This is a genomic window from Kitasatospora sp. NPDC058478, assembly GCF_042720345.1.
Taxonomy (GTDB): Bacteria; Actinomycetota; Actinomycetes; order Streptomycetales; family Streptomycetaceae; genus Kitasatospora.
The window spans coordinates 87,050-105,134 of the sequence record NZ_JBHXML010000027.1; the positions used below are offsets into that span (position 1 = coordinate 87,050).

Genomic DNA, 18,085 nt, shown 5'->3' on the forward strand with positions numbered 1-18,085 from the left:
CCTTATGTCCGGTGCGTGCTACTAAAGGACTATTCAGTCCGACTGGGTGGCCGGGTCCTGGCCGTCGTCTCCGGCCGCCCGGTTCGCGGCCTCGGCGGCGCGGTCGCGGGCGATGGCGTCCCGTCGGGCGCGGCAGTACCAGAGGCCGATCAGGCCGAGCAGGCCGCCGGAGAGACAGATCCACGGCCAGGTGCCGTGGCCGTGGTCGGAGAGGGTGCCCTGGAAGGGGAGCAGCGCCAGGAAGGCGACGAACCACAGCACCGTGCCGCCGCCGACGATGGCGACGTCGTTGGCCTCCAGCGGAGGGGGCGAGGGGTGCAGCGGCGTCTTGGGCATGGGGCCTAGCGTACGGTGCGGCGGCAGACCCGCAGGGGCCCTCTGGTTTCTACGCGCGAAGATAGCGCGTGTGCGATCGGGAAACCATACTGAAAGTTCCCCGCCCGGCCACCGTCGCCCCGGGCGTCCCCCCTCCTCAGCTCCCCCACAGAGGACGCACGCATGCCTGTGGTCCAGCCGACCACCGAGTCGCCCGAACCCGCCTCCAGCGCCCCCGAGCCCCCCGCCGGCGCCCTGGACCGCTACTTCCGGATCAGCGAGCGCGGCTCCACCCTGCCGCGCGAGATCCGCGGCGGCGTCGCCACCTTCTTCACCATGGCGTACATCCTGGTGCTCAACCCGATCATCCTGGGCAGCGCCACGGACATGACCGGGGCCCACCTGGACAGCGCCCAGCTGGTCACCGCCACCGCCCTCACCGCAGGTCTCACCACCCTGCTGATGGGCGTGATCGGCAACGTCCCGATCGGCCTGGCCGCCGGCCTCGGCGTCAACACCATCGTGGCGCTCCAGCTCGCCCCCAAGATGACCTGGCCGGACGCCATGGGCATGGTCGTGCTGGCCGGCTTCGCGATCATGCTGCTGGTCGCCACCGGCCTGCGCGAGCGGGTCATGAACGCCGTGCCGCTCGGGCTGCGCAAGGCCATCGCGATCGGTATCGGCCTGTTCATCGCCCTCGTCGGCCTGGTCGACTCCGGCTTCGTCAGCCGCATGCCGGACGCCGCGCACACCACCGTCCCGCTGCAGCTCGGCGGCAGCGGGCACCTGCTCGGCTGGCCGGTGCTGATCTTCGTGTTCGGCCTGCTGCTCACCCTCGTCCTGCTGATCCGCAAGGTGCCCGGCGCCATCCTGATCAGCATCGTGGTCAGCACCGCGCTCGCCGTGGTGATCGACAAGCTCGTCGACGTCCCGGCGCTCAAGTGGGGCCTGACCGTCCCGGCCTGGCCGGGCAACCCGGTCGCCGCCCCGGACTTCGGCCTGGTCGGCAAGGTCAGCCTGTTCGGCGGCTTCGAGAAGGTCGGCGTGCTGACCGGCGTGCTGTTCGTCTTCACCGTGCTGATGTCCTGCTTCTTCGACGCGATGGGCACCATCCTCGGCGTCGCCGACGAGGCCCACCTGCTCGACGAGAACGGCGACCTGCCCGGCATCAACAAGATCCTGATGGTCGACGGCATCGCCACCGCGGCCGGCGGCGCCACCTCCGCCTCCGCGAACACCTGCTTCGTCGAGTCCACCGCCGGTGTCGGCGAGGGCGCCCGGACCGGCTTCGCCTCGATCGTCACCGGCCTGCTCTTCGTGGTCGCGCTCTTCCTCACGCCGCTCGCCACCATGGTCCCGGCCCAGGCCGCGACCCCGGCCCTGGTCACCGTCGGCTTCCTGATCCTGGCGGGCTCGATCAAGGAGATCGACTGGTCGGACCACACCATCGCGATCCCGGCCTTCCTGACGATCGTGATGATGCCGTTCACCTACAGCATCACCAACGGCATCGGCTTCGGTTTCATCGCCTTCTGCGTCCTGCGCCTGGCCGCCGGGCGCGGGCGCAGCGTGCCCGTCCCGCTGTACCTGGTGGCGGGCGTCTTCGCCTTCTACTACCTGATGCCGGCCCTCGGCCTGCTCTGACGCCGTACCGCTCCACCGGCGGCCCCGTCCTCTCCCTTCCGGGGAAAGGGCGGGGCCGCCGTCGTTGCCCGGTGCCCGCGGAGCCCGTTGCCTGCGGGGCCGGTCGAACGCCGCCCGGGAAAATGTCAAAAAGGGGCCTGTGTAGCGAAGTTGACGGAGGGAATACTGCCTGGACGGACACGGGGAGGGGGCTCGACCGATGGTGCAACAGGATCCGCCCGGGGGAGACGAGGCGAAGCTGCTGCCGGAGCTGTTCTGGACGGCGGACAAGGCCTCGCTGGACGGCCAGCGCGAGACGCTGCGCTGGTACCGCGGACTGATCGCCATGCTGGTGATCGCCGCCGTGATCGGCTCGTTCCCCGGGCCGAAGGACCGTGGCTCCTTCGACAGCGTGCCGCTGTACTCGGTGGGCGCCTTCCTGATCGCCGGCTACTTCTGGTCCCGGCTGCGCCGCAGCAACCCGCAGGGGCGCTGGTACGAGGCCAGGGCGGCGGCCGAGTCGGTCAAGACGCTGGCCTGGAAGTACACCGTCCGGGCCCGGCCGTTCGACGGCGAGGCGGAGTCCGCGGACGTGGACCGCGGCTACCTGCTCCAGGTCGAGGACGTGCTGCGGGCCTTCGAGGACCCGGAGATCGTGCCGCCCGGCACCGTCCCCGAGATCACCCCGGAGATGCGGCGGATGCGGGCCGGCAGCCTGACCGCCCGCCGCATGCTCTACCTGCGCACCCGGGTCGAGGGCCAGCGCACCTGGTACCGCGCCCGGGCCGAGGCGTGCGAGACGCAGGCGGTGTCCTGGGGGCTCGGCATCGCGGCGCTGATCATCATCGGCGCGGCGGCGGCCGTCGCCCAGGCCACCGGCGCCCTCCAGGTGCACGTCTTCGGCGCCAGCTCGGCCGCGGCCGCCGCCGTCATCGCCTGGACCCAGCTCAAGCAGCTGCGCCCGCTGGCCGCCGCCTACCAGCTGGCCGCGCGCGAACTGGAGAACGTCGGCAACCAGCTCTCCGACCTCGACCTCAAGACGCCGGACGCCGAGGCGCGCTGGGCCCGGATGGCCGCCGAGGCGGAGGACGCGGTGTCCCGCGAGCACACCACCTGGCGGGCCCGCCGGGCGTTTCCGAGGTAGCGGCCGGGGCCGTCGACGCCGGGGAGCGGCCGGGGCCGTCAATGTCGGGGAGCGGCCGGGCCTGCCGATGTCGGCGGGCGGTCGCTGCCGTCAACTCCGGGGAGGGGCTGGGGAGATCCGGCGAAGCGGACGCCACGCCGGGCGCACAGGTGTGCGGAGTGCGTGAGGGTCGGGCGGGAAGGCGTAGAACGTAATCATTACGTGTCCATGCCCTGGTTTCATCGCCTGCGCGCGACCCCAGTCCCTGTCCGGAGGCCCTCTTGCGCATTCTCCTGATCGCCAGCGCGTTCAACAGCCTGACCCAGCGCGTCCACACCGAGCTGCGCGGGCGCGGCCACCGGGTCGCCGTCCAACTCGCCCTCGGCGACGAGGCGATGAGGACGGCGGTGGACCTTACCGACCCCGAACTGATCATCTGTCCGATGCTCACCAAGGCCGTCCCGCAGGACATCTGGTCCACCCGGACCGTCCTGATCGTGCACCCCGGGCCCCAGGGCGACCGCGGCCCCTCCTCGCTCGACTGGGCGATCACCGAGGGGGCGGACCGCTGGGGCGTGACCGTCCTCCAGGCCGTCGAGGAGATGGACGCCGGCGACATCTGGGCGTCCGTCGAGTTCCCCGTCACCGACTGCGGCAAGAGCGAGCTGTACCGGGGCGAGGTCGCCGACGCCGCCGTCGAGGCCGTCCTGCTCGCCGTCCAGCGCTTCGAGGGCGGGCTGTTCACCCCCGAACCGCTCGACTACGACCGCCCTGACGTCCACGGCAGGCTGCGGCCCCTCCTGCGGCAGGACGCGCGCCGGATCGACTGGGCCGCCGACGAAACCGCCACCGTGCTGCGCAAGCTCCGCGCCGCCGACTCCCAACCCGGCGTGCTCGACGAGCTGTTCGGACGCGAGTACTTCCTGCACGGCGGCCACCCCGAGGACGAGCTGCGCGGCCCGGTGCCCGGCGCCGTGCTCGCCACCCGCGACGGCGCGATCTGCCGCGCCACCGTGGACGGCGCGGTCTGGATCCCCCAGCTGCGCCCGCGCCGCACCCCGGGCGGGCCCGCCACCTTCAAGCAGCCGGCCGCGACGGTGCTCGCCGGCCTGCTGCACCGGGTCCGCGAAGTCCCGGTGACGCCGACCTCGGCGGCCCGCCGGGAGACCTGGTCGGAGCTGCGCTACCGCGAGGAGGGCGACGTCGGCTACCTCGAATTCGCCTACGCGGGCGGGGCGATGAGCACCGGGCAGTGCCGCCGGCTGCTCGCCGCCTACCGCGAGGCCGCCGACCGGCCCACCTCGGTGCTGGTGCTCGGGGCGCCCCGGGACTTCTACTCCAACGGGATCCACCTCAACGTCATCGAGGGCGCGACCTTCCCGGCGTTGGAGTCCTGGGAGAACATCAACGCGATGGACGACCTGGTCCACGCGGTCCTCACCACGACCGACAAGCTCACCGTCGCCGCCCTGGCCGGGAACGCGGCGGCCGGCGGCCTGATGGCGGCCCTCGCCGCCGACGAGGTGTGGTGCCGGGAGTCGGCGGTGCTCAACCCGCACTACCGGCTGATGGGCCTCTACGGCTCCGAGTACTGGACGTACACCCTGCCGCGCCGGGTCGGCGACGAGCAGGCCGCGCGGCTGACCACCGGGGCGCTGCCGGTCGGCGCCGAACACGCCCGCCGGATCGGCCTGGTGGACCGCACCTGCGGCGGGGACGCGGCCGCCTTCCGGCGCTGGGTGGTCCGGGAGGCCGCCGCGCTCGGCGCCTCGCCCGAACTCACCGGGCGGCTGGTCGACAAGAAGCGCCGCCGGTCCGTCGACGAGGAGGCGAAGCCGCTGGCCGAGTACCGGGCGGAGGAACTGCGGCGGATGCACGCCAACTTCTACCGGGCGGGCGAGCCGTACCACGTGCTGCGGCGGGACTTCGTGCACAAGGTCTGCCCGGTGGCCACGCCCGCGCACCTGACCGGGCTGCTGGGGCGGCCGGAGTGAGCGGGCGGCGTCGGCCGGAGTGAGCCGAGGGCGTCCGGCCGGGGTGGGGGACCCGGTCGGACGCCCTCGGGGCTTGGGGGGACTGGGAGACGGGGGGCTTCGGGGGCTTCAGGGGCTTCGCGGCTTTGGGGCCTTGGGGCCCGCCCGGCTCAGCGCCTGGTGCCGGCCTCGTCCCGCTGCCGCCGCTGGCGCGGGACCAGTGGGACCAGCGGGGCTGCCGGGCCGAGCAGGAGCGGCTGCGTGGTGCTGCGGCTCGGCGAGACCGCGAAGGCCAGCGAGCCGAAGAAGACGTAGCAGCCGAGCCCGACCCCGAGCGGGAAGATGAACTGCAGCGCCATCACGCCGCCCTGGGTGGAGTGCGAGTAGTCGAGCCGCACCGAGAGCGCCGCCATGCCGGTGTAGTGCATCGCGCACACCGCCACGCCCATGACCGGCGCGGCCGCCAGGACGGCGAGCGTGCCGCGGATGTTCAGGGTGGCCCAGAGCGCGGCGGTGGCAGCGAACACGGCGATGGCGACGGACAGCCAGACCGTGAGCCGGTCGTAGTCGAGGTGGCCGGGCAGGACCATCGCGGCCATCCCGAGGTAGTGCATCGCCGCGACCCCGAGGCCGGTGGTCAGCCCGCCGGCCAGCAGGGACAGGACGGGGCGGCGGCTGTACCCGACGGTGAACAGGCCGATGCCGACGACGGCGATGGCGACCAGAAGGCTGAGCACGGTCAGCCCGGGCCGGTAGCTGATCTCGACCCCGGTGACGGAGAAGCCGAGCATCGCGATGAAGTGCATGGACCAGATCCCGGCGCCGAGCGAGGTCGAGGCGAAGAGCAGCCAGACCACCCTGGTCCGGCCCTGCGAGACGAGTGCCCAGCGGGCGCTGCGCAGGGCGACGAAGGCGCCGAGGCAGGCGACGAAGTACGAGACCGCCGGTGTCACCCAGCCGTGGTCGGCATGATGGATCTCACCCAAGAGAGCTCCCAGGACGGATGCGGGGGAGGAAGGGCGCCAGGCCTCGGGCGGACACGGATGGTCGGGAAGGAACGCGGCAACGGGCGCGGGAACGGCGCCGCCGAAGGGGAGACCTGGCGTGTGGTGCCCCTGACAACGGGGGACAGTAGCCACTACCGGACGGTCGCACAAGGTTCGCGCTTTTCGTGAAGTCCCTGGTCAGGATGGACCTTTACGCGGCCTGCATGATCTTGGCACCAACTCCTGACACCGCCTGCGCACGGCCGCCGGGCGGTTCGTCCGTTACTCCGGGTTCGTCACCCAGGGCTCGTCACTCCGCGTTCGTCACTCCAGCGGGGCTAGCCCGAACGGGTGGCCGGCCGGGTCGATCAGCACCTTGAGCGTCCGGCCGTGCTGGTACGTCGGCTCGGTCGCGCCGAGTGCGAGCGCCTTCGCGATGGCCTCGTCCAGGTCGTCCACGTAGAAGTCCAGGTGGAAGTGCTTGCCGCCGTCCGGCTCCGTCCACGGCTCCGGCCGGTAGCCCGAGACCCGGCCGAAGCCCAGCGGGCTGCCGCCCTCCGGGTTGTCCAGGATCGCGAACTGCTCGTCCAGGTGGCGGCTCTCCCAGCCCAGCAGCTCGCCGTAGAACCCGGCCAGCGCGATCGGGTCGGCGCAGTCGATGGTGACCATGGCGAGGCGGGCGAAGCCGGTGTCGCCCGGCGCGGCGGCGAGGCCGGCAGTGAGCCCGGAGGCGGGGTCGGCGGCGAGGTCGGACATGTCTGGTCGGCCCTTCCAGTCGAGATCATTCGAGACCCAGCACCAGCATCGCACCGGGTCGATCTTCCGGCGCGCGGTGAACGGACGGGGCCGGCGGGGTGGAATGGGAACGCATTTTCCTTAGCGAGAGTAATGACGTAAGCTAAAGAACATGCCCGAGATGTCCGAGCAGGACCTCGCAGCGATCAATCAGCTGCGATCGTCCACGATGCGCCTCTCCCGTCGACTCAAACACCAGCGGGTCGAGGAGTCGCTGAGCCCCACCGAGATGGGGGTGCTCGGCACCCTCGCCAGATGCGGAAAGGCGACACCGGGTGAGCTCGCCCGGAAGGAGCACGTGCAGCCGCCCTCCATGACCAGGATCGTCGCGATGCTGGAGGAGAAGGGGCTGGTGCGGCGCGAGCCGCACCCCGAGGACCGCCGCCAGGTGGTCGTCAGCAGCACCGAGCAGGCCGAGGCGATCCTCGCCGAGAGCCGCCGGCGCCGCAACGTCTGGCTCGCCGAGCTCGCCGAGGGGCTCGACGAGGAGGAGTGGGCCGTCCTCCGGGAGGCCGCGCCCGTGCTCTACAAGCTCGCACACCTCTAGGCACGCCGACCCCGGCCCGCCGGCCGGGAGAAGAAGGAGTACCGCATCACCGCAGGACCGACCACAGAAACCAGGAGCGCGACGGCCGCAGTTCGGGCCGTCGCGCCGCGAGGGGAGACCACCGTGACACCGCCGGCCGCAGCCAGCGCCGCCGCCATCCGCACCGACGACCAGACCACCGACCCCGCCGCGGCAGGCGCCGCGGCCGCCGACCTCCAGGCGCCCGCCCCCACGGGGCTGCCCGGCAGCGGCGACGACGACCCCGACGAACGCACCGCGGCGGACGACCCCGCCGCTCCCGGACGCACCCACGCGTCCACGTCTCCCACAGGTGCCCGCTTCACGAGGCCCGGGGGGATGTTCTCCTCCCTGCGCGTTCGCAACTACCGCTACTACTTCGCCGGCCAGGTGGTGTCCAACACCGGCACCTGGATGCAGCGGATCGCCCAGGACTGGCTGGTCCTCAGTCTCACCGGCAGCCCCCTCGCGGTCGGCATCACCACCGCCATGCAGTTCCTGCCGATGCTGCTGCTCGGCCTGTTCGGCGGCGTGCTCGCCGACCGGATGCCCAAGCGCCGGCTGCTGATCTACACCCAGGGCGCCATGGGCCTGCTGGCCGCCGGTCTGGCCGTCCTGACCATCGGCGGCGTCGTGACGCCGTACTACGTGTACGCCTTCGCGCTGCTGCTCGGCCTGGTCACCGTGGTCGACAACCCGACCCGGCAGGCCTTCGTGTCCGAGATGGTCGGGCCCAAGGACCTCGCCAACGCGGTCAGCCTGAACGCCGCCAACTTCCAGACCGCCCGGCTGGTCGGCCCCGCCGTCGCGGGCCTGCTGATCGCCGTGGTCGGCAGCGGCTGGGCGTTCGCCGTCAACGCGCTGTCCTTCGCCGCCGTGATCGGCGGGCTGCTCGCCATGCGGGAGAGCGAACTGCGCCCGACCGAGCCGATCGCCCGCGAGAAGGGCCAGCTGCGGGAGGGCCTGCGCTACGTCAAGGAGCGGCCCGAGCTGCTCTGGCCGATGGTCCTGGCCGGGTTCATCGGCACCTTCGGCTTCAACTTCCCGACGCTGCTCTCCGGCTTCGCCTACGACACCTTCAAGGTCGGCGCCGGGCAGTACGGCCTGCTGAACACCGCGATGGCGGTCGGCTCGCTGGCCGGCGCGCTGCTCGCGGCCCGCCGGGGCGTGCCCAGGCTGCGCCGGCTGGTGGTGGCGGCGCTGGCCTTCGGCTCGCTGGAGGTGGTGGCCGCGTTCGCACCCGACTACTGGACCTTCGCGGTGCTGCTGACGCTGATCGGGGTGTTCGGACTCAGCTTCAACACCTCCGTCAACTCCATGCTGCAGCTGGCCACCGACCCCGCGATGCGCGGTCGCGTGATGGGCCTGCTGGTGCTGGTCTTCACCGGCGGCACGCCGATCGGCGCCCCGATCGTCGGCTGGGTGACCGCCTCGTACGGGCCCCGGCTCGGCCTGCTGGCCTGCGGACTGGTGTCCGCGCTGGCGGCCGGTGTGGTGGGCCTGGTGCTGGCCCGCAGCGCGGACCTGCGGGTGCGGTTCGACCTGCACCCCGGCCGTGGCGGCCGGGTGGTGGCCTTCGTGCCGCGGACCGCCACTGCCACCAAGTCGGAGCTGGCGCCCGCCTGCTGACGAGGTGTCATGCCCCGGGGTGGTGGTCCGCCCCGGGGCTTCGGTGCAGGGTCGGGGGTCCTTCGGCGCAGGGCCGAAGGGTCAGGGCCGGATCGCGAGGACCTGGCCGGGCCAGATGCCGTTCGGCTGCTCGACCTCGAAGGACTCGGTCTCGGTGAACCCGAGCGCCTGGTACTGGCCGACCAGCCTGCGGTCGGCGCCCGCGTAGCAGTCCACCCGCAGCAGGCCGAGGTCGCGCCGGCGGGTCTCCTCGACCGCGTCGGCGATCAGCGCGGTGCCGATCCCCGAGCCCTTGCGGCTGCGGTCGGTGACCAGGATGCGGACGAACAGCTCGGGCTCGTCCACTGCGGGGATGTACTTGCCCCGCTGTTCGGACAGCACGCAGCAGCCGATGGTGCGGCCCTCGTCGTCCTCGGCGAGGCGGATCAGGAACGGTTCGGTGGCGTACTCGGCGACCTGCTCGACCCGGGCCGGGATGGTGCTGAAGGGCTGGTCGCCCCACTGGCCGGTGCGGCCCTGGCCGGCCAGCCAGCCCACGGCGCCGTCGAGCAGGGCGAGGATGTCGGGAATGTCGTCCGGTCCCCCGGTGCGGATCTTCATAGGAAACGTTCTAGCCCAAACCGCCTTGCGCGGGAAGATGTCTCCATGAGGCTCTTCGTGGCGGTGCTGCCGCCGGTCAACGTGCTGCAGGGGCTGTCGGACGCGGTGGCGCCGGTGCGCGGGCTGCCCGGGGCGGACCGGCTGCGCTGGACCACCGTCGAGGGCTGGCACCTGACCCTGGCCTTCCTCGGCGAGGTGCCGGCCGAGGAACTGCCGGAGCTGGAGGCGGGCCTGGCCGCCGTCGCCGAGGTGCACCCGGTGCACCGGCTGCGGCTGTCCGGCGCCGGCCGGTTCGGCGACCGGGTGCTCTGGGTCGGGGTGGAGGGGCAGACCTGGGCGCTGCGCCGGCTCGCCGAGGCCGTGTCCGAGGCCACCGCCGCGGTGACCGGGGAGGTCGACGCCTTCGCCTTCCACCCGCACCTCACGCTCGCCCGGGCCGGCTCCTCGCGCGGCCACCGGCGGGCCGTCCAGCGGCTCGCGGCGGCGGAGCTGGACACCCTGGCGGCCGCGCTGGCCGACTACCGGGGGCCCGAGTGGGAGGCCGCCGAGCTGCACCTGATGCAGAGCGACCTGGACGGCGGCTTCGCCCACTACTCGTCGCTGCGTGCCTGGCCGCTCGCCGACTGGAGCTGAGCCGGGGCGCGGTCGGGCCCGGGGTGGCGGTTCGGGCCTGGGGCGGCGGTTCGGGCCCGGGGTGGCCGTTGGGCCCGGGGCTCCGGTCCGTCGGCGGGTGGGCCGGAGGTACGCTCGTTGACCGTGGATCCCAAGACTCGTATGCGTATCGTGACCGGCACCCTGGTGCTGCTGCTGGTCGTCGTGCTGATCAGCTCGATGGTCGGCGGGTAGGCCCGGCCGGCGGGCCCGCCTACCCGGCCCGGCTGGTCGGCCCCGCCGCAACGGCTGAGGGCCACCGCCCGGAGGCGGTGGCCCTCAGCCGTGCACGGGATCGCTCAGAGCTGCTCGACCACGTAGTCGATGCAGTGGGTGAGCGCCTCGACGTCCGCCGGGCCGATCGCCGGGAACATCGCGACGCGCAGCTGGTTGCGGCCCAGCTTGCGGTACGGCTCGGTGTCCACGATGCCGTTGGCACGCAGTGCCTTGGCGACGGCGGCGGCGTCCACCGACTCGTCGAAGTCGATGGTGCCGACCACCTGGGAGCGCTCGGCCGGGTTCGCCACGAACGGGCTGGCGTAGGAGGACTTCTCGGCCCACGCGTACAGCCGGGACGAGGAATCAGCCGTACGGGCGACGGCCCAGTCGAGCCCGCCGTTGCCGTTCAGCCATTCCAGCTGGTCGGCCAGCAGGAACAGGGTGGAGATCGCCGGGGTGTTGTACGTCTGGTCCTTCGACGAGTTGTCGATGGCCGTCGGCAGGTCGAAGAACGGCGGGATGTACCGGCCGGAGCCGGCGATCTCGGCGGCGCGCTCCAGGGCGGCCGGGGAGAACGCGGCCAGCCACAGGCCGCCCTCGGAGGCGAAGGACTTCTGCGGGGCGAAGTAGTAGACGTCGGTCTCGGTGATGTCCACCGGCAGGCCGCCGGCGCCCGAGGTGGCGTCCACCAGGACCAGCGAGCCCTCGTCCGCGCCCACCGGGCGCTTGATCGGCATCGCGACGCCGGTCGAGGTCTCGTTGTGGGTGAGCCCGTAGACGTCGACGCCGGCCTCGGCGACCGGCAGCGGGTGGGTGCCCGGGGCGGTCTTGATGACGCTCGGCTCGGCGAGCCACGGCGCGGCCTTGACCGAGGAGGCGAACTTGGAGGAGAACTCGCCGAAGTCCAGGTGCTGGGACTTCTCCCGCACCAGGCCGAACGCGGCGATGTCCCAGAAGGCGGTGGAGCCGCCGTTGCCGAGGACGACCTGGTAGCCCTCGGGGAGCGAGAAGAGGCTGCTCACGCCCTCGCGTACGCGCTTGACCAGGTTCTTGACCGGGGCCTGGCGATGCGAGGTGCCGAGCAGGGAGGTCTGGGTGGCGGCGAGGGCACTCAGGGCCTCGGGGCGCACCTTGGACGGTCCGCAGCCGAAACGGCCGTCTGCGGGCTTGATGTCAGCGGGGATCTGGATCTGAGCCACGCGCGCAGCCTACCGGCCGGGGCGCCGCCCGGGGTACGGTCGTCCGCACGCTGAGACTGTGATCTTCACGGCTCCCAGCTGCGGAAACAGCGGGCCCGAACTGCGGAAACAGCGGGCCCGACGGAGGTCGGACCCGCTGCTCGGGGGTGGTGCGGACGCGGAGCGCCCGGGGCGCCCGGGGGCGTTCGGCGGGCGCTCGGTGGGCTCAGTGGCCGATGGCGTCCCAGCCCTCGATCTCCTCGGGGCGGCGCGGGCCGGGGCCGATGTAGCGCGCGGCGGGGCGCACGAGCCGGCCGGTGCGCTTCTGCTCCAGGATGTGCGCCGACCAGCCCGCGGTGCGCGCACAGGTGAACATCGAGGTGAACATGTGCGCCGGCACCTCGGCGAAGTCCAGCATGATCGCGGCCCAGAACTCGACGTTGGTGGCCAGCACGCGGTCGGGGCGGCGGTTGTGCAGCTCCTCCAGCGCGGCCTTCTCCAGCGCCTCGGCGACCTCGAAGCGCGGCGCGCCGAGCTCCTTGGCGGTGCGGCGCAGCACGCGGGCGCGCGGGTCCTCGGCGCGGTAGACGCGGTGGCCGAAGCCCATCAGGCGCTCGCCGCGGTCCAGCGCGTTCTTGACCCAGGTGGTGGCGTCGCCGGTGCGCTCGATCTCCTCGATCATGCCGAGCACGCGGGAGGGCGCACCGCCGTGCAGCGGGCCGGACATCGCGCCGACCGCGCCGGAGAGCGCGGCCGCCACGTCGGCGCCGGTGGAGGCGATGACGCGGGCGGTGAAGGTGGAGGCGTTCATGCCGTGCTCGGCGGCGGAGGTCCAGTAGGCGTCGATGGCCTTGACGTGCTTCGGGTCCGGCTCGCCGCGCCAGCGGATCATGAACCGCTCGACGACCGTCTCGGCCTTGTCGATCTCGCTCTGCGGGACCATCGGCAGGCCCTGGCCGCGGGCCGACTGGGCCACGTAGGACAGCGCCATCACGGCGGCGCGGGCGAGGTCGTCGCGGGCCTGCTCGGCGGAGATGTCGAGCAGCGGCTTGAGGCCCCAGACCGGGGCGAGCATGGCGAGCGCGGACTGCACGTCGACCCGGATGTCACCGGAGTGCACCGGGATCGGGAACGGCTCGGCGGCCGGCAGGCCGGGGTTGAACTTGCCGTCCACCAGCAGGCCCCAGACGTGGCCGAAGGAGACGTGGCCCACCAGGTCGTCGATGTCGACACCGCGGTACCGCAGCGCGCCGCCTTCACGGTCGGGTTCGGCGATCTCGCTCTCGAACGCGACGACTCCCTCAAGCCCGGGTACGAAGTCGGACATACGACGGCTCCTTCAGTTCTGCGATCGGCGCTGCGCCGTGGTGGGGCGGCGCGCCAGTGACCGAATGGTGGTTGGCACTCGGTGCCAGAGTGACAGGCACCGGGTGCATTGCGCCATACACCACCATGGTGATGTTGCGCTTGGGCCCGCTTGACTTTTCCGCCGAGGGTCGGTCGTGCCCGGGAATCTCCGGAACCAAACGCCTGGTTCGGGACAATTCACCTTACGGGGGGCGGTCGAGCGGTGGCGGGACACCTTATCTCCCACCGGGGTTTGTCCGGAGGTAGCGGTGCCGGTTGCTTGTCGTACGGGATGATGTTGACGTGCAGACCCCGGAACGCGCCCAGTCGACGCCCCTGAGCCCCGCCACCCGGATCCTGGCCGACGATGCCCGGCCCGGACCGGACCTCACCGTGATGCGCAAGCACTACACCCACGAGGGCCTGGTCGAGGAACAGCTCGCGCCCGAGCCGATCGCCCAGTTCACCCGCTGGTTCCACGAGGCGGACGACGCCGGGGTGGTCGAGCCCAACGCGATGGTGCTCTCCACCGCCGACGCCCAGGGGCGGCCCAGCTCGCGCACCGTCCTGCTCAAGGGCTACGACGCGCGCGGCTTCGTCTTCTTCACCAACTACGGCTCCCGCAAGGGCTCCGAGCTCGCCGCCAACCCGCACGCCGCGCTGCTGTTCCCGTGGATCGCGCTGGCCCGCCAGGTGATCGTCCAGGGGAGGGTGGAGAAGGTCGGCCGGGACGAGACCGCCGCCTACTTCCGCACCCGGCCGCACGGCTCGCAGCTCGGCGCCTGGGCCAGCGAGCAGTCCAGCCCGGTCGGCGGGCGCGACGTCCTCGAACAGCGCTACGCCGAACTGGAGCGCCGCTACCCGGAGGGCGAGGGCGTGCCCGTGCCGCCGTTCTGGGGCGGGTACCGGGTGATCCCGGAGAGCGTGGAGTTCTGGCAGGGGCGGGAGAACCGGCTGCACGACCGGCTGCGCTACTTCGCCGATCCGGCCGGAGCGGGCGGCTGGCGGGTGGAGCGGCTCTGCCCGTAGCGGGCGGGTCTGCGAGGCGTTCGAATACCGGCGGGTCCGTCGGCGGGTCCGCCGTTGGGCTGGTCGGGTTCGTCGGGTCCGCCGTCGGGCTCGCCGTCGTGCGGAGGCGGGAGAGTGTTGGGCGCTGTCGAATCGCGCCAACTGGCCTTCGCCCACCGGTGGTTCGGGTGGGGCGCGAGCGTCGGGGGAGGGGGCTCCGGCCGCGCCGGGGGAGCGGGTCGGGCCGGGGCGGCGGCCGTACTTTGGCGCAGGGGCGCCGCCGGGGTGGGTTCGACGGCGCGAAGCCGTGCCCCTGTGCGCCGGTCAGGTGTCTTCACGCGACCGCCGAGTGGGTGAACTTTTGGCGAGACTTCGCTGCGTGAAGGGGGTAGTGGGCTGTTAGGGGCGCGCAAGAGCACGGCGCAGCCCACGTGCTGGCAGTACCCTGGTCGACTAGGCCGACGTATATACCCGGCCCTGCTTCTCTCTAACCCCCATCGTGGAAGAGAATCGAACATGACACCCGCACTGGACACCATGCCCCGCACTGAACTGACGGAGCCTCAGGGCGAAATCCGGCCTTCGCTGGCCGACCTCGCCCAGCTCGGCGCCGAGGAACTCTCTGCCAGGATCCGACGAGCCCTGCCCGACACCGGTGCGGGTGCGGTGCCGGTCGCGGCCTTCAACTCCTCCATCTGATCGGCCGACTGACCGTCGGCTCCGGCTGAATCCGATCGACCATGACGCCAACTCCGCTGCCTTTCACCCAATTCGTCGTGAAAGTGCACAGCCGGTGTGATCTTGCCTGCGATCACTGCTACGTGTACGAGCACGCCGACACCAGTTGGCGTCGACGCCCCAAGGTCATCGGTGACGAAGTCCTGAACAAGATCGCCGAGCGGATCGGCGACCACGCGGCCGCACACCGGCTGCCCGCCGTCCGGGTCGTCCTGCACGGGGGAGAACCCCTGCTCGCCGGCCCGGACCGGTTACGCCACGCGGCCAAGGCGCTCCGGGCGGCCCTGCCGCCCGGCTGCGCACTCGACCTGCGCATCCACACCAACGGCGTCCAACTGGACGACGCCTACTGCGAACTCTTCGCCGAAGTCGGCATGAGGGTCGGCATCTCGCTCGACGGAGACCGCGCCGCCAACGACCGCCACCGCCGCTTCGCCGACGGCCGCAGCAGCCACCCGCACGTCCTGCGGGCGGTCGAGCGGCTGCGCCGGCCCGCGTACCGGCACCTCTACGCCGGGCTGCTCTGCACCGTCGACATCGAGAACGACCCGGACGCCGTCTACCGGGCCCTGGCCGAACTCGACCCCCCCGCCGTCGACTTCCTGCTGCCGCACGCCACTTGGGAGGACCGGCCGAAACCGGCCGCCGACGGTGCTCAAACGCCGTACGCGGACTGGCTGTTGGCCGTGTACCGGAGATGGGACGCCGACGGCCGCCCGTTCGCCGTCCGCACCTTCGAATCCGTCCACCGAACGTTGCACGGGCTCTCCAGCCTCACCGAATCGCTCGGCCTGGAACCCTCCGACCTCGTCGTCCTGGAGACGGACGGCAGCTTCGAACAGGCCGACAGCCTCAAGACCGCCTACGACGGCGCGCCGGAGACGGGGTACGACGTCTTCGCGCACAGCCTCGACCAGGTCGCGCTGCACCCCGGCATGACCGCCCGCCAGTCGGGGCTGGCCGGGCTGAGCGCCGCCTGCCGGGCCTGCCCGGTCGTCCGCAGCTGCGGCGGCGGCCTGTACGCCCACCGGTACCGGGCCGACACGGGCTTCGACAATCCCTCCGTCTACTGCGGTGACCTCATGAAGCTCATCAACGAACTCGCCGGCGACGCCGCCGGGTCCGCTGCCGGTTCCGTTGCCGGTTCCGTTGCCGCGGCGGGTCCTTCCGTGCCCGTCCAGGCCGGGGAGCCGGTGGTGCCGGCCGCCCTCACCGAGCGGCAGCTCGACCAGCTCGCCCGCGGGTACGGGGACCAGGACACCGTACGGGCCCTGTCCCGCGCCCAACTCGCCCTCACCCGGGCCATGCTGGCCGCCGCCTGGGACGCCTCCGGGCAGCCCGGATCGGCGGCCTGGGCGCTGCTGTCCGAACTCGACGCGAGCGCACCCGCCGCCGTCGACACCGTCCTCACCCACCCGTACGCCCGCGCCTGGGCCGCCCGCCGGCTCGCCGGGGACCTCACCGTCGGGCTCGGCCCGCTGGCCGCCCTGGCCGCCGCCGCCGCCGTCCGCGCCGGTCGGGGGGACGCGGTCGCGGTGCCGGTGCGCGGCGGGTGGCTGCACCTGCCGACCCTCGGTCGGACCGCCGCCCCGGACGGCGAGGCGGTCGTCACCGGCCTGGCCGACGGGTTCAGCGTGCGGGCGTCCGACGGATCGGTGTCCGCCGCCCTGGACCAGCCGCTGCGGCGGGTCCGGCTGGCCGGAGGGTGGACGGTCACCCTGGAGGACGTCGACCCGCTGCGCGACAGCCACGACCACGCCGTGGCCGGCCGGCTCTCCGACGGCGAACTGCTCGACTGGACGGGCGCGTTGCGCGAAGCCTGGGAACTGCTCGGGCACGACCTGCCCGCGTACGCGGAAGGCCTCCGGGCCGGCCTCACCACCATCACCCCGCTACGGCCGGGCCCCACCGGGCGGGACGTCAGCTCGGCCGCCCGGCAGGCCCACGGCGCGGTCGGCATCGCCCGGCCCGCGACCGCGCCGACGCTCGCACTGCTGCTCGCGCACGAGTTCCAGCACGTCAAACTCGGCGCCGTACTGGACCTGTTCGACCTCCACGACCCGGCCGACGACCAGCTGTACCTCGCGCCCTGGCGGCCCGATCCGCGCCCGCTCGAAGGCCTGCTGCAGGGCACCTACGCGCACCTCGCCGTCACCGAGTACTGGGGCACCCGCGCGCTCGCCTACGACGGGCTGCCGGGCGAGGCCGCCGACCGGGCGCGCACCCAGTTCGCGCTCTGGCGCCGGTACACCGCCGAAGCCGTCGACCGGCTGGCCGGATCCGGCGCACTCACGGCGCTCGGCTTGCGCTTCGCCGACGGCATGCGTGAGAGCGTCGCACCGTGGCTCGCCGTACCGCTGCCCGTCGCCGCCGAACGGGCCGCCGAACGGGCCCGTCACGAGCGTGGTCACGAGCGCGGCCGCGCCCGCCACGCCGAGGTCTGACCCAGAGGAGCGGCCATGCGCACCGTCACTGCTCTCACCGGCACTGCTCTCGCCGGCACCGCCCTCACCGGCACCGCCCTCACCGCTGGGGGTTTGGCCGCCGGGTTCGCCCAACTCGGCGTCCGCCCGGGCATGGTGGTGCACGTCGAGGCCTCCCTGCGCGCCCTCGGCCCGGTGGACGGCGGCGCCGCCACCGTCGCCGACGCGCTGCTCCACGTCCTCGGCCCCGGCGGCACCCTGGTCGCCTACACCGCCACCCCCGAGAACTCCGCCACCTCGCGCATCCACCAGACCGCCACCGCCGGCCTCACCCCGGCCGAGACCGCCGCCTACCGGGCCCGGATGCCGCGGTTCGACCCGGCGACCACCCCCTGCTCGCCGACCATGGGCGCCCTCTCCGAGGAGATCCGCACCCGCCCCGGCGCCCTGCGCAGCCGCCACCCCCAGACCTCCTGGACGGCCCTCGGCCGGCACGCCCGCGAGATCACCGCCCACCACCCCCTCACCTCCCACCTCGGCCCCGAGTCCCCGCTCGGACGCCTCTACGACCTCGACGCCCGGGTGCTGATGCTCGGCGTCCCGATGGCCCGCTTCACCGCCTTCCACCTCGCCGACCAGCGCATGCCCGACGTCCCCCTGCGCGAATACCGCTGCGTCGGCCCCGACGGCTGGCTCACCTTCCGGGCCCCCGAGCTCGACGACCTCCACTTCGCCGACCTCGGCACCCGCGTCCTCGCCGCCGCCACCGGCATCACCACCACCCACCTCGGCACCACCGACTGCCGCCTCGTCCCCCTCCGCGAAGCCGTCGACCTCGCCGAACACCTCCTCCGCCCCTGAGCCCCCCACCCCAGCTCAGTTGCTCCCGTCGCCGCTTCGGCCCCGCCGAAG

The 18,085-nt window shown here is 72.9% G+C and carries 16 protein-coding genes; 10 read left to right on the top strand and 6 right to left on the bottom strand.

Translation table 11 applies throughout. The annotated features are described in order from the left end of the window. Window positions 1-33: 33 nt before the first annotated feature. Window positions 34-336: a DUF2530 domain-containing protein gene (locus ACFWPT_RS17260; RefSeq protein WP_063348201.1), complete on the bottom strand. Its 303-nt coding sequence runs from the start codon at window positions 334-336 to the stop codon at window positions 34-36. 162 nt (window positions 337-498) lie between these two features. On the opposite strand from ACFWPT_RS17260, the gene ACFWPT_RS17265 reads away from it, so the two are divergent. The 3 genes from ACFWPT_RS17265 (at window position 499) to ACFWPT_RS17275 (ending at window position 5,055) form a co-directional block, all read left to right on the top strand. Continuing rightward, entirely contained in the window at window positions 499-1,959 is a 1,461-nt protein-coding gene (locus ACFWPT_RS17265; RefSeq protein WP_380482490.1) for an NCS2 family permease, read from the top strand. Between the two features lie 199 nt (window positions 1,960-2,158). Continuing rightward, window positions 2,159-3,082: a DUF4231 domain-containing protein gene (locus ACFWPT_RS17270; protein ID WP_350877520.1), complete on the top strand. Its 924-nt coding sequence runs from the start codon at window positions 2,159-2,161 to the stop codon at window positions 3,080-3,082. Between the two features lie 260 nt (window positions 3,083-3,342). Beyond that, window positions 3,343-5,055: a hydrogenase maturation protein gene (locus ACFWPT_RS17275; RefSeq protein ID WP_380482494.1), complete on the top strand. Its 1,713-nt coding sequence runs from the start codon at window positions 3,343-3,345 to the stop codon at window positions 5,053-5,055. A gap of 149 nt (window positions 5,056-5,204) precedes the next feature. Here the strand turns inward: ACFWPT_RS17275 and ACFWPT_RS17280 are convergent, their stop codons facing one another. Continuing rightward, window positions 5,205-6,020, bottom strand: a complete 816-nt coding sequence (locus ACFWPT_RS17280) for an MHYT domain-containing protein (protein WP_063348196.1) — start codon at window positions 6,018-6,020, stop codon at window positions 5,205-5,207. A 324-nt stretch (window positions 6,021-6,344) separates the two neighbouring features. Further along, a complete protein-coding gene (locus tag ACFWPT_RS17285; RefSeq protein ID WP_380374838.1) occupies window positions 6,345-6,776 on the bottom strand; it encodes a VOC family protein in 432 nt (143 codons plus the stop codon). Between the two features lie 151 nt (window positions 6,777-6,927). On the opposite strand from ACFWPT_RS17285, the gene ACFWPT_RS17290 reads away from it, so the two are divergent. Together ACFWPT_RS17290 and ACFWPT_RS17295 are read left to right on the top strand one after the other, a co-directional pair. Further along, window positions 6,928-7,362: a MarR family winged helix-turn-helix transcriptional regulator gene (locus ACFWPT_RS17290; RefSeq protein ID WP_063348195.1), complete on the top strand. Its 435-nt coding sequence runs from the start codon at window positions 6,928-6,930 to the stop codon at window positions 7,360-7,362. 123 nt (window positions 7,363-7,485) lie between these two features. Then, a complete protein-coding gene (locus tag ACFWPT_RS17295) occupies window positions 7,486-9,009 on the top strand; it encodes an MFS transporter (RefSeq protein WP_380482497.1) in 1,524 nt (507 codons plus the stop codon). A gap of 81 nt (window positions 9,010-9,090) precedes the next feature. On the opposite strand, the gene ACFWPT_RS17300 is transcribed toward ACFWPT_RS17295, so the two are convergent. Continuing rightward, window positions 9,091-9,609: a GNAT family N-acetyltransferase gene (locus tag ACFWPT_RS17300; protein WP_380482499.1), complete on the bottom strand. Its 519-nt coding sequence runs from the start codon at window positions 9,607-9,609 to the stop codon at window positions 9,091-9,093. Window positions 9,610-9,654: 45 nt separating this feature from the next. Here ACFWPT_RS17300 and thpR point away from each other — a divergent pair, with 45 nt between their 5' ends. After that, the gene (thpR, locus tag ACFWPT_RS17305) at window positions 9,655-10,242 is read left to right on the top strand and encodes an RNA 2',3'-cyclic phosphodiesterase (protein WP_363378227.1); all 588 of its coding nucleotides are present in this window, start codon (window positions 9,655-9,657) and stop codon (window positions 10,240-10,242) included. Window positions 10,243-10,559: 317 nt separating this feature from the next. On the opposite strand, the gene serC is transcribed toward thpR, so the two are convergent. Together serC and ACFWPT_RS17315 are read right to left on the bottom strand one after the other, a co-directional pair. Continuing rightward, window positions 10,560-11,678, bottom strand: coding sequence for a phosphoserine transaminase (serC, locus tag ACFWPT_RS17310; protein WP_380482501.1), 1,119 nt, complete (start codon window positions 11,676-11,678; stop codon window positions 10,560-10,562). Window positions 11,679-11,883: 205 nt separating this feature from the next. After that, on the bottom strand, window positions 11,884-12,984 hold the full coding sequence (locus ACFWPT_RS17315; protein WP_350877533.1) for a citrate synthase 2: 1,101 nt from the start codon (window positions 12,982-12,984) through the stop codon (window positions 11,884-11,886). A 416-nt stretch (window positions 12,985-13,400) separates the two neighbouring features. On the opposite strand from ACFWPT_RS17315, the gene pdxH reads away from it, so the two are divergent. The 4 genes from pdxH to ACFWPT_RS17335 all read left to right on the top strand — a co-directional run bounded on the left by pdxH (window position 13,401) and on the right by ACFWPT_RS17335 (window position 18,034). After that, a complete protein-coding gene (pdxH, locus tag ACFWPT_RS17320) occupies window positions 13,401-14,033 on the top strand; it encodes a pyridoxamine 5'-phosphate oxidase (RefSeq protein ID WP_063351198.1) in 633 nt (210 codons plus the stop codon). A 495-nt stretch (window positions 14,034-14,528) separates the two neighbouring features. Then, window positions 14,529-14,711, top strand: a complete 183-nt coding sequence (gene fxsA, locus ACFWPT_RS17325; RefSeq protein ID WP_063348191.1) for an FxSxx-COOH cyclophane-containing RiPP peptide — start codon at window positions 14,529-14,531, stop codon at window positions 14,709-14,711. Window positions 14,712-14,752: 41 nt separating this feature from the next. Further along, window positions 14,753-17,194 carry an FxsB family cyclophane-forming radical SAM/SPASM peptide maturase gene (locus ACFWPT_RS17330; RefSeq protein ID WP_380482504.1) on the top strand — a complete coding sequence of 814 codons (2,442 nt, stop codon included), beginning with the start codon at window positions 14,753-14,755 and terminating at the stop codon, window positions 17,192-17,194. A 15-nt stretch (window positions 17,195-17,209) separates the two neighbouring features. Further along, the gene (locus ACFWPT_RS17335) at window positions 17,210-18,034 is read left to right on the top strand and encodes an aminoglycoside N(3)-acetyltransferase (protein WP_380482507.1); all 825 of its coding nucleotides are present in this window, start codon (window positions 17,210-17,212) and stop codon (window positions 18,032-18,034) included. Window positions 18,035-18,085: the final 51 nt, after the last annotated feature.

Bases quoted from the DNA above. Each gene is read 5' to 3' on its own strand.
- ACFWPT_RS17260 (WP_063348201.1), bottom strand. From the start codon at position 336: ATGCCCAAGACGCCGCTGCACCCCTCGCCCCCTCCGCTGGAGGCCAAC.
- ACFWPT_RS17265 (WP_380482490.1), top strand. From the start codon at position 499: ATGCCTGTGGTCCAGCCGACCACCGAGTCGCCCGAACCCGCCTCCAGC.
- ACFWPT_RS17270 (WP_350877520.1), top strand. From the start codon at position 2,159: ATGGTGCAACAGGATCCGCCCGGGGGAGACGAGGCGAAGCTGCTGCCG.
- ACFWPT_RS17285 (WP_380374838.1), bottom strand. From the start codon at position 6,776: ATGTCCGACCTCGCCGCCGACCCCGCCTCCGGGCTCACTGCCGGCCTC.
- ACFWPT_RS17290 (WP_063348195.1), top strand. From the start codon at position 6,928: ATGCCCGAGATGTCCGAGCAGGACCTCGCAGCGATCAATCAGCTGCGA.
- ACFWPT_RS17300 (WP_380482499.1), bottom strand. From the start codon at position 9,609: ATGAAGATCCGCACCGGGGGACCGGACGACATTCCCGACATCCTCGCC.
- thpR (WP_363378227.1), top strand. From the start codon at position 9,655: ATGAGGCTCTTCGTGGCGGTGCTGCCGCCGGTCAACGTGCTGCAGGGG.
- ACFWPT_RS17315 (WP_350877533.1), bottom strand. From the start codon at position 12,984: ATGTCCGACTTCGTACCCGGGCTTGAGGGAGTCGTCGCGTTCGAGAGC.
- pdxH (WP_063351198.1), top strand. From the start codon at position 13,401: ATGCGCAAGCACTACACCCACGAGGGCCTGGTCGAGGAACAGCTCGCG.
- fxsA (WP_063348191.1), top strand. From the start codon at position 14,529: ATGACACCCGCACTGGACACCATGCCCCGCACTGAACTGACGGAGCCT.
- ACFWPT_RS17330 (WP_380482504.1), top strand. From the start codon at position 14,753: ATGACGCCAACTCCGCTGCCTTTCACCCAATTCGTCGTGAAAGTGCAC.
- ACFWPT_RS17335 (WP_380482507.1), top strand. From the start codon at position 17,210: ATGCGCACCGTCACTGCTCTCACCGGCACTGCTCTCGCCGGCACCGCC.